This window comes from Pseudomonas sp. BF-R-24 (assembly GCF_019947335.1).
Classification (GTDB): Bacteria; Pseudomonadota; Gammaproteobacteria; order Pseudomonadales; family Pseudomonadaceae; genus Aquipseudomonas; species Aquipseudomonas jessenii.
Genome location: NZ_JAGYGG010000010.1, coordinates 160642 through 186344, shown reverse-complemented (window position 1 = coordinate 186344; position 25703 = coordinate 160642). Strand labels below are relative to the sequence as shown.

25 protein-coding genes are annotated in these 25703 nt (G+C 59.2%); 10 read left to right on the top strand and 15 right to left on the bottom strand.

The genetic code is table 11. From position 1 onward, the window contains the following. Positions 1–267 precede the first annotated feature (267 nt). Positions 268–1467, bottom strand: coding sequence for a tyrosine--tRNA ligase (tyrS, locus tag KGA98_RS11100; protein WP_008051666.1), 1200 nt, complete (start codon positions 1465–1467; stop codon positions 268–270). Between the two features lie 212 nt (positions 1468–1679). On the opposite strand from tyrS, the gene KGA98_RS11095 reads away from it, so the two are divergent. Together KGA98_RS11095 and KGA98_RS11090 are read left to right on the top strand one after the other, a co-directional pair. Then, positions 1680–3104, top strand: coding sequence for a peptidoglycan DD-metalloendopeptidase family protein (locus KGA98_RS11095; RefSeq protein ID WP_223502342.1), 1425 nt, complete (start codon positions 1680–1682; stop codon positions 3102–3104). A 3-nt stretch (positions 3105–3107) separates the two neighbouring features. Further along, positions 3108–4199, top strand: a complete 1092-nt coding sequence (locus tag KGA98_RS11090) for an anhydro-N-acetylmuramic acid kinase (RefSeq protein WP_223502341.1) — start codon at positions 3108–3110, stop codon at positions 4197–4199. A 66-nt stretch (positions 4200–4265) separates the two neighbouring features. On the opposite strand, the gene erpA is transcribed toward KGA98_RS11090, so the two are convergent. Then, complete coding sequence (gene erpA / locus KGA98_RS11085) at positions 4266–4616, bottom strand: iron-sulfur cluster insertion protein ErpA (RefSeq protein ID WP_007906865.1); 351 nt, start codon at positions 4614–4616, stop codon at positions 4266–4268. A 166-nt stretch (positions 4617–4782) separates the two neighbouring features. Then, positions 4783–5817 (bottom strand): N-acetyl-gamma-glutamyl-phosphate reductase, encoded by a 1035-nt coding sequence (gene argC / locus KGA98_RS11080; RefSeq protein WP_007980174.1) that lies wholly within the window; start codon positions 5815–5817, stop codon positions 4783–4785. 134 nt (positions 5818–5951) lie between these two features. Here argC and hemJ point away from each other — a divergent pair, with 134 nt between their 5' ends. The 6 genes from hemJ to coq7 all read left to right on the top strand — a co-directional run bounded on the left by hemJ (position 5952) and on the right by coq7 (position 10583). Continuing rightward, positions 5952–6380 (top strand): protoporphyrinogen oxidase HemJ, encoded by a 429-nt coding sequence (hemJ, locus tag KGA98_RS11075; RefSeq protein ID WP_046039521.1) that lies wholly within the window; start codon positions 5952–5954, stop codon positions 6378–6380. A 33-nt stretch (positions 6381–6413) separates the two neighbouring features. Further along, positions 6414–7382, top strand: coding sequence for an NAD(P)H-dependent flavin oxidoreductase (locus KGA98_RS11070; protein ID WP_223502340.1), 969 nt, complete (start codon positions 6414–6416; stop codon positions 7380–7382). 93 nt (positions 7383–7475) lie between these two features. Next, a complete protein-coding gene (locus KGA98_RS11065) occupies positions 7476–8441 on the top strand; it encodes a DUF805 domain-containing protein (protein ID WP_223502339.1) in 966 nt (321 codons plus the stop codon). A gap of 61 nt (positions 8442–8502) precedes the next feature. Further along, the gene (locus KGA98_RS11060; RefSeq protein ID WP_223502338.1) at positions 8503–9291 is read left to right on the top strand and encodes an SDR family NAD(P)-dependent oxidoreductase; all 789 of its coding nucleotides are present in this window, start codon (positions 8503–8505) and stop codon (positions 9289–9291) included. An 80-nt stretch (positions 9292–9371) separates the two neighbouring features. After that, positions 9372–9710 (top strand): histidine triad nucleotide-binding protein, encoded by a 339-nt coding sequence (locus KGA98_RS11055; protein ID WP_057713090.1) that lies wholly within the window; start codon positions 9372–9374, stop codon positions 9708–9710. 225 nt (positions 9711–9935) lie between these two features. Beyond that, a complete protein-coding gene (coq7, locus tag KGA98_RS11050) occupies positions 9936–10583 on the top strand; it encodes a 2-polyprenyl-3-methyl-6-methoxy-1,4-benzoquinone monooxygenase (protein WP_223502337.1) in 648 nt (215 codons plus the stop codon). A 176-nt stretch (positions 10584–10759) separates the two neighbouring features. Here coq7 and speD read toward each other — a convergent pair whose 3' ends face one another. Then, positions 10760–11551 carry an adenosylmethionine decarboxylase gene (gene speD / locus KGA98_RS11045; RefSeq protein WP_057713089.1) on the bottom strand — a complete coding sequence of 264 codons (792 nt, stop codon included), beginning with the start codon at positions 11549–11551 and terminating at the stop codon, positions 10760–10762. A gap of 239 nt (positions 11552–11790) precedes the next feature. Beyond that, complete coding sequence (locus KGA98_RS11040; protein WP_008061600.1) at positions 11791–12213, bottom strand: OsmC family protein; 423 nt, start codon at positions 12211–12213, stop codon at positions 11791–11793. 228 nt (positions 12214–12441) lie between these two features. Here KGA98_RS11040 and crp point away from each other — a divergent pair, with 228 nt between their 5' ends. Beyond that, entirely contained in the window at positions 12442–13086 is a 645-nt protein-coding gene (crp, locus tag KGA98_RS11035; RefSeq protein WP_057713088.1) for a cAMP-activated global transcriptional regulator CRP, read from the top strand. 10 nt (positions 13087–13096) lie between these two features. Here crp and KGA98_RS11030 read toward each other — a convergent pair whose 3' ends face one another. From KGA98_RS11030 to KGA98_RS11015, 4 genes are all read right to left on the bottom strand, one after another. Beyond that, positions 13097–13798, bottom strand: coding sequence for a biotin/lipoate A/B protein ligase family protein (locus KGA98_RS11030; protein WP_223502336.1), 702 nt, complete (start codon positions 13796–13798; stop codon positions 13097–13099). A 146-nt stretch (positions 13799–13944) separates the two neighbouring features. Beyond that, complete coding sequence (trpC, locus tag KGA98_RS11025) at positions 13945–14781, bottom strand: indole-3-glycerol phosphate synthase TrpC (protein WP_223502335.1); 837 nt, start codon at positions 14779–14781, stop codon at positions 13945–13947. Beyond that, positions 14778–15827 (bottom strand): anthranilate phosphoribosyltransferase, encoded by a 1050-nt coding sequence (gene trpD / locus KGA98_RS11020; RefSeq protein ID WP_090451730.1) that lies wholly within the window; start codon positions 15825–15827, stop codon positions 14778–14780. The genes trpC and trpD overlap by 4 nt, the downstream gene beginning before the upstream one ends. Before the next feature lie 9 nt (positions 15828–15836). Further along, a complete protein-coding gene (locus KGA98_RS11015) occupies positions 15837–16430 on the bottom strand; it encodes an aminodeoxychorismate/anthranilate synthase component II (protein WP_007906885.1) in 594 nt (197 codons plus the stop codon). Positions 16431–16838: 408 nt separating this feature from the next. On the opposite strand from KGA98_RS11015, the gene estP reads away from it, so the two are divergent. Beyond that, positions 16839–18749, top strand: coding sequence for an esterase EstP (estP, locus tag KGA98_RS11010; RefSeq protein ID WP_223502334.1), 1911 nt, complete (start codon positions 16839–16841; stop codon positions 18747–18749). A gap of 165 nt (positions 18750–18914) precedes the next feature. Here estP and trpE read toward each other — a convergent pair whose 3' ends face one another. From trpE to KGA98_RS10975, 6 genes are all read right to left on the bottom strand, one after another. After that, positions 18915–20396, bottom strand: a complete 1482-nt coding sequence (gene trpE, locus KGA98_RS11005) for an anthranilate synthase component I (RefSeq protein ID WP_223502333.1) — start codon at positions 20394–20396, stop codon at positions 18915–18917. 69 nt (positions 20397–20465) lie between these two features. Then, positions 20466–21284, bottom strand: coding sequence for a phosphoglycolate phosphatase (locus KGA98_RS11000; RefSeq protein WP_057713082.1), 819 nt, complete (start codon positions 21282–21284; stop codon positions 20466–20468). Continuing rightward, the gene (rpe, locus tag KGA98_RS10995; RefSeq protein WP_007980198.1) at positions 21281–21955 is read right to left on the bottom strand and encodes a ribulose-phosphate 3-epimerase; all 675 of its coding nucleotides are present in this window, start codon (positions 21953–21955) and stop codon (positions 21281–21283) included. Before rpe ends, KGA98_RS11000 begins: the two co-directional genes overlap by 4 nt. Before the next feature lie 115 nt (positions 21956–22070). Next, a complete protein-coding gene (locus KGA98_RS10990; RefSeq protein WP_223502332.1) occupies positions 22071–23219 on the bottom strand; it encodes an iron-containing alcohol dehydrogenase in 1149 nt (382 codons plus the stop codon). A 237-nt stretch (positions 23220–23456) separates the two neighbouring features. Then, positions 23457–24281, bottom strand: a complete 825-nt coding sequence (locus KGA98_RS10980) for an ABC transporter permease (RefSeq protein WP_007980200.1) — start codon at positions 24279–24281, stop codon at positions 23457–23459. Positions 24282–24293: 12 nt separating this feature from the next. Continuing rightward, positions 24294–25541 carry an ABC transporter permease gene (locus KGA98_RS10975; RefSeq protein WP_007980201.1) on the bottom strand — a complete coding sequence of 416 codons (1248 nt, stop codon included), beginning with the start codon at positions 25539–25541 and terminating at the stop codon, positions 24294–24296. Between the last annotated feature and the right edge of the window lie 162 nt (positions 25542–25703).

Genomic DNA, 25703 nt, shown 5'->3' with positions numbered 1-25703 from the left:
ATTATTTTCAGAAGTTTTCCAAGTTTCCTTTTCAACTTCAACCACTTGCGCTTCAGATCTCTCATCAGCGGGAGGCGAATTCTACAGCGTTACACGCTGCTGTCAACACCTCTTTTTCAACTCCCTTTCGGCTTCGATGAACTGAAGCAACCTGCTGCCGAAAACTGCGTAACTCTTTGTTTACCAAGGAGTTTTCCGTTTCGACTGCGCCAGAAGTGGGGCGAATTATAGGCCTCTAGAATTCGCCGTCAACCCCTTATTTCAGCTTTATTCGGATTTGAGCGTAATACGCGCAAATGCCTTCTTCCCGGCCTGGCAAACATGGGTCGCGCCCAGTGCGTATATAAAGGTGCGATCGACAACCTCACCATCTATACGTACACCACCGGAACCCAGGAGATCTCGCGCCACCGCCGAATTCTTAACCAACCCCGCTTTATTAAGGACAGCAGCGATCGGCATGTCTTCGGCAGCAGTCAATTCGATTTCCGGCAGATCATCCGGCAGCTCGCCATCCTTCATACGGTTACCGGCGGCACGATGAGCATTGGCCGCAGCCTCCTCACCATGGAAGCGCGCAACGATCTCCTCAGCCAACTTGATCTTGATATCGCGCGGATTGGCACCCGCCTCGACATCAGCGCGGAACGCATTGATCTCATCCATGGAGCGGAAGCTGAGCAACTCGAAGTAACGCCACATCAGCGCATCCGGAATGGAAACCAGCTTGCCGTACATCACACCTGGCGCCTCCTGGATGCCGACGTAGTTACCCAAGGACTTGGACATCTTCTTCACACCATCCAGACCTTCAAGCAGCGGCATGGTCAAAATGCACTGGGCTTCCTGACCATAACCACGCTGCAGCTCACGCCCCATCAGCAAGTTGAACTTCTGATCGGTGCCGCCGAGCTCCACGTCTGCGCGCAGAGCCACAGAGTCATAACCCTGAACCAGCGGATAAAGGAACTCATGAATGGCGATTGGCTGATTGGTTGTGTAGCGCTTGTCGAAGTCATCGCGCTCGAGCATACGAGCCACGGTGTATTGCGAAGTCAGGCGAATGAAGTCGGCCGGCCCCATCTGATCCATCCAGGTGGAGTTGAATGCCACTTCGGTTTTTGCCGGATCCAGAATCTTGAAGACCTGAGTCTTGTAGGTCTCGGCATTCTCGAGGACTTGCTCGCGAGTGAGCGGTGGACGCGTGGCACTCTTGCCGCTCGGGTCGCCGATCATTCCGGTGAAGTCACCAATCAGGAAGATCACCTGATGCCCCAGCTCCTGGAACTGGCGCAGCTTATTAATAAGCACGGTGTGACCCAAGTGCAGATCCGGAGCCGTTGGATCGAAGCCCGCCTTAATACGTAGCGGCTGGCCACGCTTGAGCTTTTCAATCAGCTCGGACTCGACCAACAGTTCTTCCGCACCACGTTTGATCAGCGCTAGCTGCTCTTCAACCGACTTCATAACAGACCCGCAAGGCTCAGATTCAAAGGGAACCAACCATACAAGATCGCGCGTCAAATACAAGGTTTGCCCGGCGCACGGACGCCAATCCGCAGACAGAGTGCCTACGGACTTGCTTCAGAGATGATTTGGTTATATTTTATACAGTTATTTCATCTTCATCATGTCATTCATCTTTTCCAATTCATCTTTTTTCAAAGTCAAAACCACTTATGACCACAGAATCGTCTAAAGCGCCGCCGCTTTACCCGAAGACCCACTTGCTTGCTGCAAGTGGCATCGCCGCCCTTCTCAGTCTGGCGCTCCTGGTATTCCCTTCCAGCGATGTCGAAGCCAAAAAGACAACCCTGAGTCTTGAACTGGAAAGCCCTGCTGAACAACTGACACAAGAACAAGACGCTGCTGACGCCGTTCAAGCCACAAATGAACCAGCAACCTCCCCCTTCGCGCAGATCGACAACAGTGCCGAAGACACTCAGGAAACCGCTCAAGCCGAACCTGCACCGGTGCCGGTCGTCGAAGAAAAGAAGCCGGCAAGCCACAGGGAAGTGATCGTCACCAAGGGTGACACCCTCTCTACGCTGTTCGAGAAAGTCGGCCTCCCGGCCACCTCAGTGCACGACGTGCTGGCCAGCGACAAGCAGGCCAAGCAGTTCAGCCAGCTCAAGCACGGGCAAAAACTCGAATTCGAACTGAGTCCTGACGGTCAGTTGACCAACCTGCACAGCAAGCTCAACGACCTCGAAAGCATCAGCCTGACCAAGATCGACAAGGGCTATACCTTCAACCGCATTACCGCAAAACCAACCGTGCGCTCGGCTTACGTTCATGGCGTGATCAACAGCTCGCTGTCGCAGTCCGCAGCCCGGGCCGGCCTGTCTCACAGCCTGACCATGGACATGGCCAGTGTGTTTGGCTACGACGTGGACTTCGCCCAGGATATTCGCCAGGGCGACGAGTTCGATGTGATCTACGAGCAAAAAGTGGTCAACGGCAAGGCCGTCGGCACTGGCCCGATCCTGTCGGCGCGCTTCACCAACCGCGGCAAGACCTACACCGCCGTGCGCTACACCAACAAACAAGGCAACAGCAGTTACTACACTGCTGACGGCAACAGCATGCGCAAGGCGTTCATCCGCACACCGGTGGACTTCGCCCGCATCAGCTCGAAATTTTCCATGGGCCGCAAACACCCGATCCTGAACAAGATCCGCGCCCACAAAGGCGTCGACTACGCTGCACCGCGTGGCACGCCGATCAAGGCTGCCGGTGATGGCAAGGTGTTGCTGGCCGGCCGCCGTGGTGGCTACGGCAATACCGTGATCCTCCAGCACGGCAACACCTACACCACGCTCTACGGCCACATGCAAGGCTTCGCCAAAGGCGTGAAGACTGGCGGCACGGTGAAACAGGGCCAGGTGATTGGCTATATCGGCACCACCGGTCTCTCCACCGGTCCGCACCTGCATTACGAGTTCCAGGTGAATGGCGTGCACGTCGACCCGCTGGGCCAGAAAGTCGCGATGGCCGATCCGATCTCCAAAGCCGAGCGCGCACGCTTCCTGGCACAGAGCCAACCGCTGATGGCGCGCATGGACCAGGAAAAAGCCACTCAGCTGGCTTCGGCCAAGCGTTAAGTCATGGCGCTTTATATAGGTGTGATGTCCGGGACCAGCCTTGATGGCCTGGACATCGCGCTGATCGAGCAGACCCCGGCGATCAGGCTGATCGCCACGCACTACATCCCCATGCCCGATTCCCTGCGTACAGAGCTGCTTGGCTTGTGCGCCAGCGGTCCGGACGAGATTGCCCGCTCCGCCATCGCCCAGCAAAACTGGGTAAAGCTCGCGGCACAGGGCATCAATACCCTCCTCGCTCAACAGCACCTCATCCCTGACGATATCCGCGCGATTGGCAGCCATGGCCAGACCATTCGCCATGAACCAGCGCGCGGTTTCACGGTGCAAATCGGCAACCCGGCGCTGCTGACCGAGCTGACGGGTATCACCGTGGTCAGCGACTTCCGCAGCCGCGACGTAGCCGCCGGCGGTCAAGGCGCTCCGCTGGTTCCAGCCTTTCATGAAGCCTTGTTCGAAGAGCGGGCCGGCAACCGTGCCGTACTGAACATCGGCGGTTTCAGCAACCTCAGCCTGATCGAGCCCGGCAAACCGGTGGCCGGTTTCGACTGCGGCCCAGGGAATGTGCTGCTGGATGCCTGGATTCATCAGCAGCGCGGCGACACCTATGACCGTGACGGCCAATGGGCCGCCAGCGGCAAGGTTGAACCCGATCTGTTGAAGGCACTGCTCAGCGACCCCTTCTTCGTCACCCAAGGCCCGAAGAGCACCGGCCGGGAAGTCTTCAACCTGCCATGGTTGATGCAGCACCTGGCGCAGCTGCCGACCTTCGCTGCCGAAGACGTACAGGCAACGCTGCTTGAACTGACCGCACTGACCATCATCGAATCGCTGCAAGGCGCCCAGAAAGAGACTCAAGAAGTGCTGGTCTGCGGCGGTGGCGCGCATAACGCCGCACTGATGAATCGCCTGGCCAGTCTGCTGCCGAAGGCGAAAGTCAGCAGCACATCAGTATATGGCGTCGATCCTGACTGGGTCGAAGCCATGGCGTTTGCCTGGCTCGCTCACTGCTGCCTCGAAGGCATCGCCGCCAATCGCCCAAGCGTTACCGGCGCCCGTGGATTACGGGTCCTCGGCGCCATCTACCCCGCATAAATACCAGACAGCAAAACGCCGCAAGGCCCTGAGGCCGTGCGGCGTTCTGTGAAACAGGTGCGCTGATCAGATCGAGAACGAAGAACCGCAGCCACAAGTGGTGGTCGCATTCGGGTTCTTGATGACGAAACGCGACCCTTCCAGACCTTCCTGGTAGTCCACCTCGGCACCTGCCAGGTACTGGAAGCTCATCGGATCGACAACCAGACTCACACCTTCGCGCTCGACGATGGTGTCGTCATCGGCCACTTCTTCATCGAAGGTGAAGCCGTACTGAAAACCTGAACAACCGCCGCCCGTAACGAATACGCGCAGCTTCAAGCGATCATTCCCCTCTTCATCGACCAGGCTCTTCACCTTGTGCGCGGCACCGTGGGTGAATTGCAAAGCCGTGGGGGTGAAGGATTCGACGCTCATGCTGACTATCTCCCGGCGTTACGCCGTCATATTGCGTGATGACGCGCATTATCCGCTTCTCCTAGAAAAGCGGTCAACTATTGTTATGGTATATCAACCAATCCAGTCGCCGGCCCGGAATGCAAAAAGGCCCGTCAGACGGGCCTTTTGCTGTACGCGATAACGCTTACGGCAGCATGCCGGCGTGGGACAGGCCCAGACGCTCATCCAGCCCGAACAGAATGTTCATGTTCTGCACGGCCTGACCCGAAGCACCTTTGACCAGGTTGTCGATCACCGACAGCACCACCACCAGATCACCGTCCTGAGGGCGATGCACGGCAATGCGGCAGACGTTGGCACCCCGTACGCTACGCGTCTCCGGATGGCTGCCGGCCGGCATCACATCGACGAACGGTTCGTTGGCGTAGCGCTTTTCAAACAGCGCCTGCAGGTCCACCGAGCGATCAACAACGGTTGCGTAGAGTGTGGAGTGTATGCCACGAATCATCGGCGTCAGGTGCGGAACGAAGGTCAGGCCGACGTCCTTGCCTGCTGCGCGACGCAGCCCCTGGCGAATCTCCGGCAGGTGACGGTGACCTTTGACCGCATAAGCCTTCATGCTTTCCGACGTCTCGGAGTACAACGAACCTACGGAAGCGCCACGACCGGCACCGCTGACGCCGGACTTGCAGTCAGCAATCAGATGCGCGGCATCGGCCAGGCCAGCTTCGAGCAATGGCAGGAAACCCAATTGCGTTGCAGTTGGATAGCAGCCCGGCACAGCAATCAGGCGCGCTTTCTTGATCTGTTCGCGATTGACTTCCGGCAAGCCGTAGACCGCCTCGTCCAGCAACTCCGGTGCACCGTGCGGCTGGCCGTACCACTTGGCCCATTCATCCGCATCTTGCAGACGGAAGTCCGCCGACAGGTCGATGACCTTGGTCCCGGCTGCCAGCAACTCGCCCGCCAAGGCATGGGCAACACCGTGCGGTGTGGCGAAGAACACCACATCGCAGGCACCCAGGGTCTTGATGTCCGGAACGCTGAACGCCAGGCCGTCGTAATGGCCTCGCAGGTTCGGATACATGTCGGCCACGGCCAGGCCAGCCTCGGATCGGGAAGTGATGACAACCACCTCAGCTTGCGGATGTTGCGCCAACAGACGCAGCAGTTCGACACCGGTGTAACCCGTGCCGCCGACGATACCGACCTTGACCATAAACCTGCCCTCAACGAACCCACTGGAAAGCCGTCGATAATAGGGGCCGCGCGCCCCTGCGACAACCGTCAAGGTGACGTGCGGACGCTCAACCCCCTACTATTCCCACTACCGTGAATTGGGGAATAACCAAAATGCTCTATCTGTGGCTCAAAGCGTTTCATATCGTCAGTGTCGTATGCTGGTTTGCCGGCCTGTTTTACTTGCCACGACTGTTCGTTTATCACGCACAAAGTGAAGACACGATCAGCAAGGAACGCTTCAGCGTCATGGAGCGCAAGCTGTACCGAGGCATCATGGGCCCGGCGATGATCGCCACGCTGATCTTCGGTGGCTGGCTCATCTACCTCAATCCAGGCATCTTCAGCCAGGGTGGCTGGATACACGCCAAACTGACCCTGGTCGTGTTGCTGATCGGCTACCACCACATGTGCGGCGCCCAGGTAAAACGTTTTGCCCGTGGCGAGAACACCCGCAGCCATGTCTTTTATCGCTGGTTCAATGAAGTGCCGGTTCTGATATTGCTGGCTATCGTAATTCTGGTCGTCGTTCGGCCGTTCTAAATCCACCAGGCACAACTTACCGGGGTACTTCCAATGTCGCTGCCCGCTCTGCTCGAAGAACGTTTGCGTCTGCCCGTAGTGGCGGCGCCGATGTTCCTGATTTCCAATCCGCAATTGGTACTCGCCTGTTGTCGCCAGGGCGTGGTCGGCAGCTTCCCGGCGCTGAACCAGCGCGAAAGCAGCGGTTTCAAGGCTTGGCTGGAAGAAATCGAAGCCGGGCTGGCGACAATGGAGAATCCCGCGCCTTATGCCGTGAACCTGATCGTCCACAACAGCAATCCTCGTTTACAGGCGGATCTGCAGATCTGCGTCGAGCACAAAGTGCCGATCGTGATCACCAGCCTGGGCGCCGTGAAAGAACTGGTCGACGCGGTGCACAGCTACGGCGGCCTGGTGTTCCATGATGTGACCACTCGTCGTCATGCCGAGAAAGCGGCCGAAGCAGGCGTGGATGGCTTGATCGCCGTGGCTGCCGGCGCCGGTGGACACGCGGGGACCTGGAGCCCGTTCTCACTGATTGCCGAAATCCGCCAGTTTTTCGACAAGACCCTGTTACTGGCCGGCTGTTTGAACCACGGCCACGAAATTCTTGCCGCTCAATTGCTCGGCGCGGATCTGGCCTACTTTGGTACACGATTTATCGGCACGACCGAAAGTCACGCGCCCGACGCCTACAAAGAAATGCTGCTGACATCCAAAGCGGCAGACATCATCCATACTCCAGCCGTGTCGGGTGTCCCCGCGAGCTTCATGCGCAAGAGCCTGGAGGCCGCCGGTTTCGACATGGCCGCCTTGCAAGGCAAGGGCGAGATCAACTTCGGTTCCAAGCTCAAACCCGTGAGCGATGAGGCCAAAGCCTGGAAGACCGTTTGGTCTGCAGGCCAGGGCGTGGGAGAAATCGAAGACTTGCCGAGTGTCGAGCAGTTGATTGCGCGTCTCGACGCGGAGTACCGCCAGGCCCTGGAGCATGCCGCCCAGTTGCCAAAACGCTGGCCGCGCTGACAGCAAACCTTGGCCAGTCTTGCCCGGCTGGACTTACACTCGCCCGGGCACAACATTGTTCTTTCAACCTCTCGCGACAAGGATGCTTCGCACATGGGCGAAAATCATTTCAAAATCGTATTCGAGGGCGCCTTGCTGCCCGGTGTCGACATCACCACGGCAAAGCTCAATCTCGCCGATTTGTTCAAAAGCGATGTCACGGCCATTGAGCGCCTGTTCACCGGGCGTCCGGTAGCGCTCAAACGCAACCTGTCGCACGCCGATGCCCAGACCTATCTCCAGGCGCTGAGCAAAACCGGTATCGATGCCCGCATCGAAGCCGAAACGCCGATCGAGCTGAACCTCGCCGACGTTCATGACCATGCTCCGACCAGCAGCCAGGCGCCTTTTGCAGATCCGCAGTCCCCTTACGCGCCGCCGCGCGCGCCCGTCGGCGAAGCCGTAGCGGAATTCGCCACGCTCAAACCCTTCAGTTTCGATGGCCGTATCGGCCGCTTGCGCTACCTCGCCTGGACGCTGGTGCTGTCAACTGTGCTCCTGGCCGTTTGCGGGGTGTTTGCCTTGGTCGCCCTGGCTATCATTGGCGCGGATTCGACCGCAGGCCTGATATTGGGCAGCTTGCTGGCCTTTATCCTGTTCATCGGATTTGTATTCGTCAGCATCCAGATCACCGTTCAACGTTTGCACGATGTCGGCTGGTCCGGCTGGCTGTGGCTGCTGAACCTGGTGCCGTTCGTTGGCAGTTTCTTTCCGTTCGTGATCATGGTTGTGCCGGGCAACGACACCGCCAACCGCTACGGCCCGCCCCCTCCGCCGAACAGTACCGCAGTCAAGGTACTGTCTTCGCTGTGGCTGATCGTTATCGCGCTGGTTCTGTTCGGCTCGCTGGCCGGTGGTCTCACGGCGATACGGGAAGAATACAAAAGCGCCGCCCAGAGCAGCTACGACAGCAGTTCGGTCACCACCGATGAAATCGAAGTCGAGGTCGAACCGGTGCCAAATTCCTCCGACGATGCAGCCGAAGGGGCCCAGCCCCCTGTAGACTCTGCGAAAGAATGAACAGCGCTCCTGGCCCCTGACACCTGCGTCGCGGCGCGGAGCTGTTGCGATGGAGAACTGCATGACCCGTTACGCTCTGATCACTGGCGCCTCCAGCGGCATCGGCCTGGCAATGGCCGAAGCGCTGGCCCGGCGCGGCCGCAGCCTGATTCTGGTGGCCCGACAACGTGATCAGCTGGAAAGTATTGCGATTGAACTGACCCAACGGTTCGGCGTGGAAGTGCTGTTCCGTGCCTGCGACCTGGGCGAACCGCTGCGCCTGTCCGGATTCCTGCTGGAGCTGGAAGAAGGCGACCGGCAAATCGATCTGCTGGTCAACTGCGCCGGTATCGGCACATGCGGCCCGTTTCTGGCCCAGGACTGGATGACCGAGCAAGACCTGATCGAAGTGAACATCCTCGCCCTCACCCGCCTGTGCCATGCCATCGGCAACAGCATGGCCCTGCAAGGCGGCGGGCAGATTCTGAATGTGGCCTCTGTGGCGGCGTTTCAGCCGGGGCCTTGGATGAGCACCTATTACGCCAGCAAGGCGTATGTGCTGCACTTTTCCGAAGGATTGCGCGTCGAACTGAAAAAATGTGCGATCAAGGTTTCGGTGCTCTGTCCCGGGCCGACCCGCACGGAGTTCTTCCGTACCGCGCAACTCGACAGCGAAAAGCTGACCAACAGCAAACTGCTGATGAGCCCCGAGGAAGTGGCGCTCTACACCGTGCGCGCACTGGAAAAGAACAAGGCGATCATCATTCCCGGGCGGCGCAACCGCTGGTTCGCCTTCCTGCCGCGGCTTGGCTCGCGGTGGCTGACTCGCACAATCGCCGGCATGGTCAACAAGGCCTACTGCCCGCGCTGATCCAACCCAAGGTAAAAGGCTGGGCGCAGGCATACGCCATGAGTACACTCAGGCCAGCCCAAACAACGGAGAAAACAGCTGTGGATACTCTGTTCACCAAGATCATCAACCGGGAAATCCCGGCGAAGATCATTTACGAGGACGACCAGGTACTGGCCTTCCACGACATTGCCCCACAGGCACCGGTACATTTCCTGGTGGTCCCGAAGAAACCCGTTCGCACCCTGAACGACCTGACCGAGGACGACAAGACATTGGCGGGGCACATCCTGTTCACCGCCCAGCGCCTGGCAAAGGAACTGGGTTGCGAAGACGGCTTCCGCGTCGTCATGAACTGCAATGAACTGGGTGGGCAAACTGTCTATCACATACATATGCACGTACTGGGTCAGCGCCAGATGCACTGGCCTCCGGGCTGATTGCTGCCTCCCCCTGTGGGAGCGGCGGTGCGGCGATCCGACTTGATCGCGAAGACGGAGTATCAGCCAGCATGGATGCTGAATGTCAGACCCTCTTCGCGAGCAAGCCCGCTCCCACAAAAGGCATCACGACACTGTCACAGTCTCTGCATCACAATGACCCAGCGCAAACCTTCCCCGGCCGATTGGGTTAAACTGGCCGCCGAAATTCCCCCGGAGGTCAGCATGACAACCCAACGTCACTACTCGCCAATTGACCGCCTTCTGCTGCAAGCCGATGCCGCGATGCGCACACTGCTGCCCTTCAGCGGCCAGCCGTACCGTCCGTCGCCCGCTATCGTGCAGCCGGATGCGAAAATGAGCGACGAAGACACGCGCCACGTTGCCGGCCTGATGCGCATCAACCACACCGGCGAAGTCTGCGCCCAGGCGCTGTACCAGGGACAGGCGCTGACCGCCAAGCTGCCGCAAGTGCGTGCTGCGATGGAGCATGCCGCCGAAGAAGAAATCGATCACCTGGTCTGGTGCGAACAACGCATCCATCAACTGGGTAGCCACACCAGCATCCTCAATCCGCTGTTTTATGGCATGTCGTTCGGGATTGGCGCAGTGGCCGGCCTGATCAGCGACAAAGTCAGCCTGGGGTTCGTTGCGGCAACGGAAGACCAGGTGTGCAAACACCTGAACGAACATCTGGAGCAATTGCCGGTCGAGGATGAAAAATCCCGGGCGATTCTTGAGCAGATGCGCATCGACGAAGAACAACATGCCGAAAGTGCGCTGGATGCTGGCGGGTTCCGCTTTCCGGCACCGGTGAAATTCGGGATGAGCCTGATGGCCAAGGTGATGACCAAGAGTACTTATCGGATCTGACTCCGTTTTTTTGTAGGAGCGAGCTTGCTCGCGAAGGACGTCAACGATAACGGGTGTATCTGGATAAACGTGTCGCTCTCAGGTCCATCGCGAGCAAGCTCGCTCCTACAAGGGCCAGCACCAGAATAAAAAAGGCGACTGCCGTGAGGGAGTCGCCTTTTTTGTGTCCGAAAATCTTACGCCATATTGCGCGCGTAGAAGATTTCGAGCATTTCGTGTTTCACCCGCTCGGTCACCTGGGCGCGCTGCTCAGAGGACAGGTTGCTGGTGGCGTCGCCGAACAGGTAGTTATCCAGTTCGAAGTTCTTCAGCAGCATCTTGGTGTGGAACAGGTTTTCCTGGTACACGTTCACGTCGGTCATCTGGTACGCGTCGTAAGTGTCATCGGAGAGGTAGTTCTGGATCGAATTGATCTCATGGTCGATGAAGTGTTTTTTGCCTTCAACGTCACGGGTGAAGCCGCGCACACGGTAATCCACGGTCACGATGTCCGAATCGAACTGGTGAATCAGGAAGTTGAGCGCTTTAAGCGGTGAAATGACCCCGCAAGTCGACACGTCGATGTCCACACGGAAGGTTGCAATGCCGTCGTCCGGATGGATTTCCGGGTACGTGTGCACCGTGATGTGGCTCTTGTCGAGGTGGGCCAGGATGATTTCGGGCAACGGGCCCGGGGACTCTTCGATCTGGCTATCGGTCGGGGTCACCGGTTCTTCAGAAATCAGAATCGTGACGCTGGCGCCCTGTGGCTCATAGTCCTGACTGGCAATGTTCAGGATGTTGGCACCAATGATATCGACAACTTCCGTGAGGATCTGCGTCAGGCGTTTCGCGTTGTACTCTTTATTGATGTACTCGACGTAAGCCTGCTGGTCTTGCGGAGTTTCCGCGTAGCAGATGTCATAGATGTTGAAGCTCAAGGTCTTTGTCAGGTTATTGAACCCGTGGAGCTTGAGTTTGCTTTTCACCGTTAAAAACTCTCTATGTGTTTGCGGCCCGGCCGCGTGATCAAGCATGCCCGTCAGATGCGAACAACGCACCTGCGTAGGACGGTTAACACCTCTTCGCGATGGCGATTTTGGTTGTCTGTTCGGGTGCGAGGCCTGTCGGCTGACGGGCCACTACCCTGAAAAAAGTGGCGCATTATGCAGACGTCAGCTTGGGATCGCCAGAGTCTGCACTGCTTTTATGATAGTTGAATGTCGATTCAACCGAGCTCGATGATTTCGTAGTCGTGAGTAATCTCGACACCGGCCGCGCCGAGCATGATCGAGGCCGAGCAATACTTCTCGGCAGACAGCTCGATGGCACGTTTGACCTGGGCTTCTTTCAGCCCGCGGCCCTTGACCACGAAATGCATGTGGATCTTGGTGAACACCTTTGGATCTTCGGTCGCGCGCTCGGCTTCGAGGAAGGCCTCACAGCTTTCGACCGCCTGGCGGGACTTCTTGAGGATGCTGACCACATCGAAATTGCTGCAACCGCCGACACCCAGCAGCAACATTTCCATCGGCCGGACACCCAGGTTACGTCCGCCGGCATCGGGCGGACCGTCCATGACCACGACATGACCGCTACCGGATTCGCCGAGGAACATGGCTTCGCCAGCCCATTGGATGCGTGCCTTCATCGCCAAGACTCCACTGTATAAAAAAGGGTCGCCAGCTTAGCACAGGCCCCGTGATTGACAGCGCCCGGCGTCCTAGGACATATCCCACCGCCTTGTAGGTAAATGCTCGAATATTGCAGGAAGTGTCTGTTAAGCTGACGCCAATTCAATGGCGCATGGCCAGCTTTACTCCAGCGTTCACTATTCATAAAAACCAAACACACCGTGCAGTCTTTTCGGGATACAACCATGGTTGCTATTGCCCCCAACCCCAAGATCAAGAACCTCGACAAGCTGTTGATGCATTGCCAGCGCCGCCGTTATCAGGCCAAGAGCAACATCATTTGTGCCGGCGACCGCTCGGAAACGCTGTTCTTCATCATCAAAGGCTCAGTCACCATCCTGATCGAAGATGACGACGGCCGGGAAATGATCATTTCCTACCTGAACCCCGGGGACTTTTTCGGCGAGTTGGGTCTGTTTGAGCAGGCCGGCCTGGAGCAGGAGCGCAGCGCCTGGGTGCGGGCCAAGGTTGAATGCGAAGTCGCAGAAATCAGCTACGCGAAGTTCCGCGAGTTGTCCCTGCAGGATCCGGATATTCTTTACGTCCTCAGCGGACAAATCGCACAGCGCCTGCGCAACACTACGCGCAAGGTCGGTGACCTGGCATTCTTTGATGTAACCGGTCGAGTCGCCCGCTGTCTGCTGGAGCTGTGCAAACAGCCAGACGCCATGACGCACCCCGACGGCATGCAAATCAAGGTGACCCGTCAGGAAATCGGGCGGATTGTCGGTTGTTCGCGGGAGATGGTCGGTCGCGTGCTCAAGGATCTTGAAGAACGCAACCTGGTGGACGTCAAAGGCAAGACCATGGTGGTCTTCGGTACGCGATAAGCTCGAAAACCTAGCCGCTGAACATCTGCGCCAACATCAACCGGTAGAGTTCGTCCAGACGTGCCAGTGCATTGGGTGCCGCGAACTTCTCATGCAGCGCGATGTGGCTTTCGGCGCGTACCCGTTGCTCCAGACCGCAGGCCTCGTTGAAACGATTGACCGCGGCGACCATTGACGCTCGCTCGTTATCGATCAGCATCGCTCCGTGCACCAGTCCTACCGGACGCTGCCCACCCTGACTCTGGCGCCAGCGCTGGGCGGTTCCGACCATTTTGCGCCCATCGAGGTTGACGTTGAAGCGACCGTCACAGAAAGCGCCTTCGATTTCACCCAGGGACGAAGTACCACCCAACTCATCCAGCAACTGACAAATCGGATCGCACAAACGGTGGTAACCGGTTTCGATGCGATTCAGATCCCCTTCGCTGCGCGGCGGCGCGTAAACCAGTGCGATGTTGATGGTCGAGGCCGATTGCGGCACCGGCTCGCCACCGGTTTCACGCAACAACACCGGCCAACCTGCCGCCGCCGACACTTCACATGCAGCCTCGAAACCGGGCAGGCGGTTCAAACGGCGCGGCATGACCAGCGCCCGATCGCTCGGCTGCCAGAACAGCACGCCGAACTCCGCGTCGCCAGCGCATACCGATGCCAGCAAGTCCTGTTCGGCTTGCAAGCCGGCTTCGATGGTCAGGGGGATAGGTGAGGTCATAAGCTATTCCGTAGGACATGAAGTCTGTGGTGCATCTTATGCCGCCTTCGCGAGCAAGCCCGCTCCCACTGTGGATTTCTGGTATTAGCAAATTCCTGTGTGGGAGCGGGCTTGCTCGCGAAGAGGTCAACTCGATCTGCGGGTCATCAGTCGAGGGTCGAACCGCTGACAGGCACACCGCGTTCAGGGAAGAACAAGCGCTGCAACTCGGTACCCGGGCTTTCGGCGCGCATGAACGCTTCGCCGACCAGGAACGCGTAGACGTCACTGATTTCCATCAGTTCGACATCGGCGCGGTTGAGAATGCCGCTCTCGGTGATGACCAGACGATCGCGCGGAATACGCGGCAACAGGTCGAGAGTGGTTTCCAAGCTGACATCGAAGGTGTGCAGGTTACGGTTGTTCACGCCAACCAGCGGAGTATCGAGGGTTTTCAAGGCCCGCTCCAATTCGTCGCCGTCGTGGACTTCCACCAGCACATCGAGGTTGACGCTTTTGGCCACGGCTGCCAGCTCGGCCATTTTCACGTCATCCAGCGCGGAAACGATCAAGAGCACGCAATCGGCCCCCAGGGCCCGGGCTTCGACGATCTGGTACGGATCGATCATGAAGTCCTTGCGGATCACCGGCAGGTTGCACGCGGCACGTGCCTGTTGCAGGTACGCATCGGCGCCCTGGAAATAATCGATGTCGGTCAGCACGGAAAGACAGGTCGCCCCGCCCTTCTCGTAACTCTTGGCAATGTCAGCGGGAACGAAGTTCTCGCGGATCACGCCTTTGCTCGGCGAGGCTTTCTTGATTTCTGCAATGACTGCCGGTTGCTTCAACTTGGCCTGGGCCAGCAACGCCTTGGCAAAACCGCGGGGTGCATCGGCCGCCTTGGCCAGGTTTTCCAGCTCGGCGAGGCTGACGCGAGCGCTACGCTCGGCGACTTCCTCAACCTTGCGCGCCAGAATCTTTTCCAGAACCGTCGGTACACTCATCCCTCATTCTCCACTTTGAATACCGCGGTAAATGCACCCAGCTCCTCAAGCTTTTCTCGAGCGAGGCCGGTGTGCAGCGCATCGTGCGCCAAGGCAACGCCTTCTTTCAGGCTGCTGGCAAGGTCGGCCGCGTACAGTGCGGCACCGGCATTGAGCACGATCATCTCGGCCGCTTTCTGACCGTTCTCGGTCTTGCGCTTGCCCAGGGCATCGCGAATCAGTTCCAGGGAAGCCGCCGGGCTTTCCACGGCCAGGCCATGCAGGCTCTGGCTCTTCATGCCCAGGTCTTCCGGTTCGACCCAATACTCGGTGACCTGGCCGTCCTTCAGTTCAGCGACAAAGGTCGGCGCGGCCAGGCTGAATTCGTCCAGGCCATCCTTCGAATGCACCACCAGCACATGCTTGCTGCCCAGACGCTGCAACACTTCCGCCAGCGGCCGGCACAAGGCCTGGGTAAATACGCCGACCACCTGATGCTTCACACCGGCCGGATTCGTAAGCGGGCCAAGCATGTTGAACAGCGTGCGCAGGCCAAGATCGCGGCGCGGACCGGCGGCGTACTTCATGGCCTTGTGGTGGGTCTGGGCAAACATGAAACCGATGCCAACGTTGTCGATGCAGCGCGCCACTTGCACCGGGGTCAGGTTCAGATAGATACCGGCGGCTTCCAGCAGATCGGCACTGCCGCTCTTGCCCGATACCGCACGGTTGCCGTGCTTGGCCACGGTGCAACCGGCCGCCGCGACGACAAAGGAAGAAGCCGTGGACACGTTGAAGATGTTCGCACCGTCACCGCCGGTGCCCACCACATCGACCACACCGTCGAGGGTCTTGAGTTCGACCTTGTCCGCCAGTTCGCGCATCACCGACACGGCACCGACGATTTCGTCGATGCTTTCGCTCTTCATGCGCATGGCCATCATGAACGCGCCAATTTGCGCATCCGAGCATTGCCCGGTCATGATCTCGCGCATGACATCGCGCATTTCATCGGTGCTGAGGTCGAGGTGATCGACGATACGGCTCAGGGCTGTCTTGATGTTCATGAAAAGTCCTTAGCGCGTGCCGCCGGTTTGTTTGAGGAAGTTGGCGAACAGTTCGTGGCCCTGCTCGGTGAGGATCGATTCCGGGTGAAACTGCACGCCCTCGATGTTCAGGGTCTTGTGACGCAGGCCCATGATCTCGTCGACCGAGCCGTCTTCGAGCTGGGTCCAGGCCGTCAGCTCCAGGCAATCGGGCAGGGTTTCGCGCTTGACGATCAACGAATGATAGCGGGTCACCGTCAGCGGACGATTCAGGCCTTCGAATACACCCTTGTCCTCGTGAAATACCGGGCTAGTCTTACCATGCATCACTTGGCGGGCGCGCACCACATCACCGCCAAAAGCCTGGCCGATGGATTGGTGGCCGAGGCAGACGCCAAGAATCGGTAGCTTGCCGGCGAAATGCTTGATCGCTTCGATCGAGATGCCGGCTTCGGTCGGGGTGCAAGGACCGGGGGACACAACGATGCGTTCAGGGTTGAGGGCTTCGATTTCAGCGATGGTCAGTTCATCGTTGCGCACGACTTTAACCTGGGAGCCGAGCTCGCCCAGGTACTGCACAACGTTGTAGGTAAAGGAGTCGTAGTTATCGATCATCAGCAACATGGCGTTAAGAACCTCTTGAATTCACTGACTTTAAAGATGGCCTTCGAATGATTTACCCGCAGAGCGCTGCACTTTGTCAGGTGCCGGTGTAGCGCCAGCAAAGCGGCATTTCAAACAGGTAAAGAAGGCAAAGCGGTACAGGTCCGGCGAAGCCGGCAAAAGAATTCAGGCGCGCCAACGCCAGCGGGCGTGTGCCTTGATGACTTGATCCAGGAGTTTACTGATGATCAACACGGGGAAGGTCTCGTTCGTACGTCCCGGCACAGTAACTTAGCTGGGCAGAGCGCGCAATATCGCCGGGGGTGCTGCCCGCGAAACTATCAAAGGCTTCGCGACAGATGGCAAAAGGCCGGAAGTTTTTGGTACTGTCGTTTCGTTCACTAAAACAATAAATAAACGGACTTGCTCATGATCAAACAGACGTTGTTTGTACCGCTCGCAGGATGCTTGCTCGCGATCGCATGCGCTCAGGCGAACGCTGCACCTAATCCTTATACAAATTTCGTTGTCTTCGGGGACAGCCTCAACGATGCAGGGACCTTTGCCGACACGGGCGGGCCTGCCGGGGCGACGCAGCGCTTCACCAACCGGACGGGGCCGGTGTACCTGGATGGCAGCGGCGAAGTCCGCTCGCTCAACTCCACACAGATTCTGGGCGGAAAACTGGGGTTCTCGGCGGACCAGACCGCGTCATCATCTTCGGCGGTACGCGCCAGCAACGGCCAGCCCGATGGTAACAACTGGGCTGTAGGCGGCTACCGTACCGACCAGATTCTTGATTCGATTACCAGCACCTCCGCCACCGGCGAACGCACCCGGGCCGGCTATCTTCCATCCAATAACTTCCGTGCCGACCCGAACGCACTGTATTACCTGTCAGGTGGCGGTAACGACTTCCTGCAAGGACGCGTCACCAGCCTGCCACAGGCCAGTGCCGCCGCCGACCGCCTGGCCGACAGCGTGCAGACGCTGCAAACCGCCGGCGCCAGATACGTCATGGTCTGGTTGCTACCCGATATCGGCTTTACCCCCGCATTCAACGGCACCCCGCTGCAAGCGTTCACGTCCCAGCTCAGCGCCCAGTTCAACACTGAACTGGTAAGCCGACTGCAAAACATCAATGCCGAAGTCATCCCGCTGAACATTCCGGTATTGCTCAAAGAGACGTTCGCCAACCCGGCACAGTTTGGCCTGGCCACCGACCAGAACCTCATCACCACCTGCTTCAGCGGCAACGGTTGCACCGAGAACGCCCGCTACGGCATCAACAGCGCCACGCCGGACCCGACCAAGCTGATCTACAACGACTCGGTGCACCCCACCGAAGCCGGGCAGCGCCTGATCGCCGATTACGCGTACTCCCTGCTGGCGGCGCCGTGGGAGCTGACCCTGTTGCCGGAAATGGCCCAGGGCACCGTGCGCGCGCATCAGGATGAATTGCGCAACCAGTGGCTGGCCGATTGGGAAAACTGGCAGGGTGTCGGCCAATGGCGAGCCATTGTTTCCGGCGGTGGACAGCATCAGGACTTTGACGGTCAGGACAGCGTGGCAAGCGCCGACGGCAACGGCGCCAACCTGAACATCGGTGGCAGCTATCGTCTCGACGATGCCTGGCGTGTTGGTCTGGTCGCCGGTTTCTATAACCAGGAACTCGAAGCCGGCAACAACGACTCCGACTACAAGCTCAACACTTACCTGGGCACGGCATTCGCCCAGTACCAGCAAAACCGTGTGTGGGCTGATGCGGCGTTGACGGCCGGGCATCTGGATTACGACAGCCTCAAGCGTAAATTCCAGCTGGGCGTCAACGAACGCGGCGAAAAAGGCGATACCAGCGGCTACGTCGAAGCCTTCAGCGCACGCGTGGGTTACGACATTGCGCAACAAGCCAGCAGCCCCTGGCACCTGTCGCCGTTTGTCAGCGCCGACTTCTCCAAGGTACAAGTCGATGGTTACTCGGAGGACGGCAACAATTCCACGGCGCTGACCTTTGCCGATCAGGAGCGTATTTCCCGGCGCCTGGGCGCTGGCCTGCAGGGCAAATACCAGATCACCCCGCAAACCCAGGTGTTCGGCGAAGCGGCAATCGAGCGTGAGTACAACGACGATACCCAGGACGTGGATATCAACCTCAACAGCCTGCCGAACAACCAGTTCACGCTGGAAGGCTACACCCCGCAAAGTCACTTGCAACGTGTGAACCTGGGGGTGAGCCACAACCTCACCAAGGACCTGGCACTGCGCGCCAGCTATAACATTCGCAAGGACGACGACTTCACCCAACAAGGCATCAACGTAGGTGTTGCGCTGGACTTCTGATGTGCAGGCAATAAAAAACGCGGCGCCCTCACAGGCGCCGCGTTTTTTTGGTGTCCGCAAATCCCCTGTAGGAGCTAGCTTGCTAGCGAAGGTGTGTCAGTCGACACTGTGTTGCTGACACTCCTTCGCTAGCAAGCTAGCTCCTACAGTAGGTTTTGCGTGGAGTCAGGTATTCGGGGTCTGTTCGGCCAGGGCAACGGCACGGAACATCGCGCGGCGCTTGTTCAGGGTCTCTTCCCATTCCAGCGCCGGCACCGAGTCGGCGACGATGCCGCCACCGGCCTGTACATGCAGCTCGCCGTTCTTGATCACCGCCGTGCGGATCGCAATGGCGGTGTCCATGTTGCCGTTCCAGGCAAAGTAACCGACCGCACCGCCGTAGACGCCACGCTTGACCGGCTCCAGTTCGTCGATGATTTCCATCGCGCGAATCTTCGGCGCACCGGACAAGGTGCCTGCCGGCAGAATCGCCCGCAGTGCATCCATCGCCGTCAGCCCGGACTTCAATTGCCCGGTGACGTTGGACACAATGTGCATCACGTTGGAATAACGCTCGATGACCATCTTCTCGGTGAGCTTCACCGAGCCGATTTCCGATACGCGACCGGTGTCGTTACGACCGAGGTCGATCAGCATCAAGTGTTCGGCGATTTCCTTGTCGTCCGACAGCAGGTCTTCTTCCAGCGCCAGGTCTGCCTCTTCATTGGCTCCCCGCGGACGGGTGCCGGCAATCGGGCGCACGGTGATCAGGTTGTCTTCGACCCGCACCAGTACTTCCGGCGAACTGCCGACGACGTGGAAGTCGCCGAAGTTGAAGAAGTACATGTAAGGCGTCGGGTTGAAGCAGCGTAGCGCGCGATACAGATCGATCGGCGCCGCCTTGAAATCGATCGACATGCGCTGGGACGGCACGACCTGCATGCAGTCACCGGCCAGGATGTATTCCTTGATGGTGTCGACGGCTTTTTCGTAATCGTCCTGGGTGAAACTGGAGCGGAACACCGGGTCAGCCGATTGTTGCTTGCTGAAGTCCAGGCCACGGCGTGGGGTGATTGGTTGACGGAGTCTTTCCAGCAACTCTTCCAGGCGTGCCTGACCTTGCTCGAAGGCGTCATCCTGGGACGGGTCGGCCAGGACGATGGCGTGCATCTTGCCGGCCAGGTTGTCGAACACCACCACGGCGTCGGACACCATCAGCAGAATATCCGGTACGCCCAGCGGGTCCGGGTTCGGGCACTTGCCCAAGCGCTTTTCCACATAACGCACGCAGTCATAGCCGAAGTAACCCACCAGGCCGCCGTTGAAACGCGGCAGGCCGGCAATGGTCGGCACGTTGTAACGAGCCTTGAAGGCTTCGACGAAGGCCAGCGGGTCTTCCACATCATGGCTTTCGGTCTCGACGCCATCGACGGTCACGCTGACGTGATGATCGTGAACCCGCAGCACGGTACGGCACGGCAGGCCGATGATCGAGTAACGGCCCCACTTCTCGCCGCCCTGTACGGACTCCAGCAAGTAGGAATTGGGCTCGTCGGCCAGCTTCAGGTAGATCGACAGCGGCGTGTCGAAGTCGGCCAGGGTTTCGCAGGCAAGCGGGATGCGGTTGTAGCCGGCAGCGGCCAAACGCAGGAATTCTTCGCGGATCATGAGGTGCCTCGTGGCTTGAGGATCGAACAGTCAGGTATGCAAACGCGCCGGAAACCGGCCAGGATCAAGTCAGGCGCGCCAACGCCAGCGGGCCAGGGCCTTGATGACTTTCATCCAGAGTTTGCGAGTGACCACCACGATGGCGTTTCCAGAAGGGGGTTTGACAGCGTCGGCCAACGTTATCTCAGCGGCCGGATCCAGGCAACCGGGAATTAGTTTGCGCAGGTCGTCGATCACCAGCGCCGGCGATTCTTCCGCGATCGGTCGGCCGTGGTTATAGCCGTAGCTCAGGGCTACGCACTTGACTCCCGCCGCTTTCGCCGCCAGCACGTCGCTACGCGAATCGCCGACGAACAACGATTGCGAAGCCGGAATATTGGCCATTTTCATCACGAAGAACAGCGCGGCCGGATCGGGTTTTTTCTGTGGCAGGGTGTCACCGCCGATGATCCAGCGGAAATAACGACCGATTTTCATCTGATCCAGCAGCGGCGCGACGAAACGCTCCGGCTTGTTGGTGATCAGCGCCATCTCGACGCCCTGCTTCTGCAGCCATTTGAGGGTGTCGCGAACGCCGGGGTAAACCACGGTCAACTCATGGCTCTCGCCATAAGCCTGCATGAAATACTCCAGCGCCCGTTCGGCCTCGTCGTTATCGACCGCAGCATGATCAAGACCGCCAGCCAGCGCCCGACGCACCAGCACCGGCGCGCCATTGCCGACCCATTCGCGCACCGCTTCCAGACCGGCGGATTGGCGACCGAGTTTGAGCAGCATCTTGTCCACAGCCACTGCCAGGTCCGGGACCGAGTCGATCAACGTACCGTCCAGATCGAACATCACCAGCCGCGGCAGTTGCCCCGGGAACAGCTGCTCAAAACCACTCATGGGCGAGCCAGCGCCAGTTCGGAGCGCATCTTGTCGATGACTTCCTGATAGTTCGGCGCATTGAAGATGGCCGAGCCGGCGACGAAGGTGTCAGCGCCAGCCGCAGCGATTTCGCGAATGTTGTTCACGTTCACGCCACCGTCGATTTCCAGGCGAATGTCACGGCCCGAAGCATCGATCAGCGCCCGCGCTTCGCGTAATTTGTCGAGGGTGCCAGGGATGAACTTCTGCCCGCCGAAGCCCGGGTTGACGCTCATCAGCAGGATCATGTCGACCTTGTCCATCACGTACTTGAGCACGTCCAGCGGGGTTGCCGGGTTGAACACCAGGCCCGACTTGCAGCCGCCTTCGCGGATCAGTTGCAGGGAACGGTCGACGTGTTGGGTGGCTTCCGGGTGGAAGGTGATGTAGGTCGCGCCGGCTTCGATGAAGTCGCCCACGATGCGGTCCACCGGGCTCACCATCAGGTGCGCGTCGATCGGCGCGGTCACGCCGTACTTGCGCAGTGCCGAGCAAACCATCGGGCCGATGGTCAGGTTCGGTACGTAGTGATTGTCCATGACATCGAAGTGCACGAAGTCGGCGCCGGCGGCCAGGACGTTGTCCACTTCTTCACCCAGGCGGGCGAAGTCGGCGGAGAGAATCGACGGAGCAATTACGAAGGGCTGCATGACGCACCTTTTCTGAGCAGAATCACGATGGCGCGCATTGTATACCTCATGCTTTGACGCGCGCACCGTGAGCGCGATGATTGGACCTTGCCATCATCCATCAACGGCAATGGCTCTAGTACGCCGCGCGATAGATCTTTTCGATATCGACGGCACTCAATTTGCGCGGATTGTTGCGCATCAAGCGCTCGATCCCCGCTGCTTCCACGGCCATGGACGGGATGGCGTCCTCGGGCACACCGAAACTGCGCAGGCCCTGGGGAATTTCCACGGCGGCACACAGTTCGGTCATGGCTTGCACGGCTTTGTCGGCCGCTTCGTTGAGACTCAAATGAGCGGTCTTCACGCCCATGGCCTCGGCGATATCCTGCATGCGTTCGATGCAGGCCATCTTGTTCCAGGTCATGACATAGGGCAGTAGCAAGGCATTGCTGACCCCATGGGCAATGTTGAAGCGCCCGCCCAGCGGATACGCCAGCGCATGCACCGCGCCAACGCCGGCGTTGCCGAACGCCATGCCGGCCATCAGGCTGGCAGTGGCCATGTCTTCCCGGGCTTGCAGGTTCGACGGATTGGCGTAGGCCTTGGGCAAAGCCTTGGCGATCAGCTTGATGGCGCCGATAGCCAGGGAATCGGTAATCGGCGAGGCGTTGACCGACAGATAGGACTCGATAGCGTGCACCAGTGCATCGACGCCGCTGGCCGCCGTGACGCTGCGTGGACAGGTCAGGGTCATTTGCGGACTGACCAGCGCCACATCCGGCAACAGGTAGTCACTGACAATGCCCTTCTTCAGTTGCGCGGCCTTGTCGGAAAGGATAGCGACGTTGGTCACTTCCGAGCCGGTGCCGGCGGTGGTCGGGATGGCGATCAGCGGCGGACCTTTGCGCGGGACCTGATCGATACCGAACAGGTCCTCCAGCGCACCGTGGTACCCGGCGTAGGCTGCCACGCTCTTGGCAATGTCGATGGCACTCCCGCCGCCCAGGCCGATCAGTCCATCATGCCCTCCGTCGCGGTAAACCTGCATGCAATCTTCGACGATGGCGATTTCCGGGTCCGGCAGCACACGGTCGAAGATTTCGTAGGAGCGGCCACCCAACTGCGCCAGTGCCAGTTCTACCGTGCCGGACTTGACCAGGGCGACGTCGGTGACGATCAGCGGATTGTCGATGTCCAGGCGTGTCAGCTCAGCGGCCAGCTGCTCGATGGCACCTGCGCCGGTGATCAGTTTGTGAGCGATTTTGAAAGAGGAAAGACTCATGTGCGCAGCCTCTTATAGATAGGGGAGCTGGGCACAATAGTAGCTGGGGATTTGGAGTTGGCTGGTATTCAGGTCATGAATGACCAAGGTTTCCGGGAACACCCAATAACACTGTAGGAGCGAGCTTGCTCGCGATGAACCTGAGAGCGACGCGGGCATTCAGCAGGCCCGCGTTATCGTTGGCGACCATCGCGAGCAAGCTCGCTCCTACAAGTTGCAGTGGGTCGGTGTGTGGCTTCAGACCTGAGCAGTACGCAGTTTCTCGCTACGCCCACGCAACCATTCCAGGGTCAGCAACAGGATCACCGAGAAGGCAATCAACAGCGTCGCGGCCGCGGCGATGGTCGGGCTGAGGTTTTCGCGGATGCCGCTGAACATCTGCCGTGGCAGGGTCGCTTGCTCTGGGCCGGCGAGGAACAGCGTCACCACCACTTCATCGAACGAAGTCGCAAAGGCAAACAGCGCCCCGGAGATCACGCCCGGCGCGATCAGTGGCAAGGTCACCCGGCGGAACGTGGTCAGCGGCGAAGCGCCCAGGCTCGCGGCGGCCCGTACCAGGTTGTGGTTGAACCCCTGCAAGGTAGCCGACACGGTAATGATCACGAACGGCACACCCAACACCGCATGCACCACGATCAGCGAGAAGAAGCTGTTACCCAATCCCAAAGGAGCAAAGAACAGATAACTGGCCACACCGATGATCACCACCGGCACCACCATCGGTGAAATCACCAGCGCCATCACCAGCGCCTTGCCGGGAAAGTCGCCACGGGTCAGGCCGATGGCCGCCAGCGTACCGAAGACCATGGCCAGCACCGTTGCCGCCGGGGCGACGATGATGCTGTTCTTCAGGGCGCGCATCCATTCCGCCGAGGCGAAGAAATCGTGATACCACTGCAATGAGAAGCCTTGCAGCGGGTACACCAGGAAACTGCCGGAGTTGAACGACAGCGGAATGATCACCAGCACCGGCAGGATCAGGAACAACAGAATCAAGCCGCAGAGAATCCGCAAGCTGTAGAACCACACCCGTTCGATGGGCGACATATAAGGACTCAGCATTTCGTTCTCCCCTTAGCTCAGGCGCAGGCGGCTTGCGCCTACCAGCCAGCTGTAAATCAGATAAAGCACGACCGTCGCGAGCAACAGCAGCCCACCAAGTGCGGTCGCCATGCCCCAGTTGATGCTGGTGTTGGTGTAGAAGGCGACGAAGTAGCTGACCATTTGGTCGTTCGGGCTGCCCAGCAATGCCGGGGTGATGTAGTAGCCGATGGCGAGGATGAACACCAACAGGCAACCGGCGCCGACACCGGCATAGGTCTGTGGGAAGTACACCCGCCAGAAGCTGGCGAACGGATGGCAGCCGAGGGAAATCGCGGCGCGCATGTAGGTCGGCGAGATGCCTTTCATCACGCTGTAGATCGGCAGGATCATGAACGGCAGCAGGATGTGCACCATCGAGATGTAGACACCGACGCGGTTGAACACCAACTCGATCGGCTTGTCGATGATGCCCATGGCCATCAGGCCGCTGTTGATCAGGCCACCCGATTGCAGCAACACGATCCACGCCGCGACTCGGACCAGGATCGAGGTCCAGAACGGCAACAGCACCAGAATCATCAGCAGGTTGCTCTGGCGCGACGGCAGGTTCGCCAGCAGGTAAGCCAGAGGATACGCCAGCACCAGGCAGATCACGGTGATGATCAGGCCCATCCAGAAGGTGCGGGCAAAGATGTCGAGGTAGATTGCCTGATCCGGGGTGGCCGGGGCGATTTCGCCGAGGTCGTCGATGCGGTGATCGACAGCCGCCAGCAGGTAATACGGGGTGATGCTGCTGGTGTTGCGGCGCACCGCTTGCCAGTAGGCCGGGTCGCCCCAACGCTCATCGAGGCCTTCCAGCGCTTCTTTATAGGAGGCCGGTTCAGTGGCAAGCGGCAAGGCGCGGGCCGTTTTGGTCAGCAGGCTGCGATAGCCGGCCAGTTCCATGTTCAGGCGCTTGGACAGATCGCCCAGGGTCTGATTTTTGCGAGCCTCGGCGAGGTCTTCGGCCGCAGCTTTGTAAACCGGTTCAGCGGGCAGGCCACGGCCGTCCCAACTGGCGATGGCAGTCACGGTGCGCGGCATGCCGCCGACCACTTCCGGGTTGCCAACGCTTTTGTAGAGCAGCGCCACGATCGGCACCAGGAACACCAGCAACAAAAACAGCACCAGCGGCGCGATCAACGCCTGGGCCTTCCAGCGGTTGACCCGCTCGGCGTGCTTGAGCCGCTGCTTCAAGGTGGGGCTGGTGCCCTCGTTCAGGGGAACGGCGATAGCCATGACGTACTCCGGGAATCTTTGATCGTTACAGAGATGGGAATGCCACCTCGATCGTTATTGTGGGAGCGGGCTTGCTCGCGAAGGCGGAGTGTCAGTCAACAATGATGCTGAATGTGCTGACGTCTTCGCGAGCAAGCCCGCTCCCACAGGTGGGGCAAGCCC

Coding starts and splice junctions, on each gene's coding strand:
- tyrS (WP_008051666.1), bottom strand. CDS start 1,467: ATGAAGTCGGTTGAAGAGCAGCTAGCGCTGATCAAACGTGGTGCGGAA.
- KGA98_RS11095 (WP_223502342.1), top strand. CDS start 1,680: ATGACCACAGAATCGTCTAAAGCGCCGCCGCTTTACCCGAAGACCCAC.
- KGA98_RS11090 (WP_223502341.1), top strand. CDS start 3,108: ATGGCGCTTTATATAGGTGTGATGTCCGGGACCAGCCTTGATGGCCTG.
- erpA (WP_007906865.1), bottom strand. CDS start 4,616: ATGAGCGTCGAATCCTTCACCCCCACGGCTTTGCAATTCACCCACGGT.
- argC (WP_007980174.1), bottom strand. CDS start 5,817: ATGGTCAAGGTCGGTATCGTCGGCGGCACGGGTTACACCGGTGTCGAA.
- hemJ (WP_046039521.1), top strand. CDS start 5,952: ATGCTCTATCTGTGGCTCAAAGCGTTTCATATCGTCAGTGTCGTATGC.
- KGA98_RS11070 (WP_223502340.1), top strand. CDS start 6,414: ATGTCGCTGCCCGCTCTGCTCGAAGAACGTTTGCGTCTGCCCGTAGTG.
- KGA98_RS11065 (WP_223502339.1), top strand. CDS start 7,476: ATGGGCGAAAATCATTTCAAAATCGTATTCGAGGGCGCCTTGCTGCCC.
- KGA98_RS11060 (WP_223502338.1), top strand. CDS start 8,503: ATGACCCGTTACGCTCTGATCACTGGCGCCTCCAGCGGCATCGGCCTG.
- coq7 (WP_223502337.1), top strand. CDS start 9,936: ATGACAACCCAACGTCACTACTCGCCAATTGACCGCCTTCTGCTGCAA.
- KGA98_RS11040 (WP_008061600.1), bottom strand. CDS start 12,213: ATGAAGGCACGCATCCAATGGGCTGGCGAAGCCATGTTCCTCGGCGAA.
- crp (WP_057713088.1), top strand. CDS start 12,442: ATGGTTGCTATTGCCCCCAACCCCAAGATCAAGAACCTCGACAAGCTG.
- KGA98_RS11030 (WP_223502336.1), bottom strand. CDS start 13,798: ATGACCTCACCTATCCCCCTGACCATCGAAGCCGGCTTGCAAGCCGAA.
- trpC (WP_223502335.1), bottom strand. CDS start 14,781: ATGAGTGTACCGACGGTTCTGGAAAAGATTCTGGCGCGCAAGGTTGAG.
- trpD (WP_090451730.1), bottom strand. CDS start 15,827: ATGAACATCAAGACAGCCCTGAGCCGTATCGTCGATCACCTCGACCTC.
- KGA98_RS11015 (WP_007906885.1), bottom strand. CDS start 16,430: ATGTTGCTGATGATCGATAACTACGACTCCTTTACCTACAACGTTGTG.
- estP (WP_223502334.1), top strand. CDS start 16,839: ATGATCAAACAGACGTTGTTTGTACCGCTCGCAGGATGCTTGCTCGCG.
- trpE (WP_223502333.1), bottom strand. CDS start 20,396: ATGATCCGCGAAGAATTCCTGCGTTTGGCCGCTGCCGGCTACAACCGC.
- KGA98_RS11000 (WP_057713082.1), bottom strand. CDS start 21,284: ATGAGTGGTTTTGAGCAGCTGTTCCCGGGGCAACTGCCGCGGCTGGTG.
- rpe (WP_007980198.1), bottom strand. CDS start 21,955: ATGCAGCCCTTCGTAATTGCTCCGTCGATTCTCTCCGCCGACTTCGCC.
- KGA98_RS10990 (WP_223502332.1), bottom strand. CDS start 23,219: ATGAGTCTTTCCTCTTTCAAAATCGCTCACAAACTGATCACCGGCGCA.
- KGA98_RS10980 (WP_007980200.1), bottom strand. CDS start 24,281: ATGCTGAGTCCTTATATGTCGCCCATCGAACGGGTGTGGTTCTACAGC.
- KGA98_RS10975 (WP_007980201.1), bottom strand. CDS start 25,541: ATGGCTATCGCCGTTCCCCTGAACGAGGGCACCAGCCCCACCTTGAAG.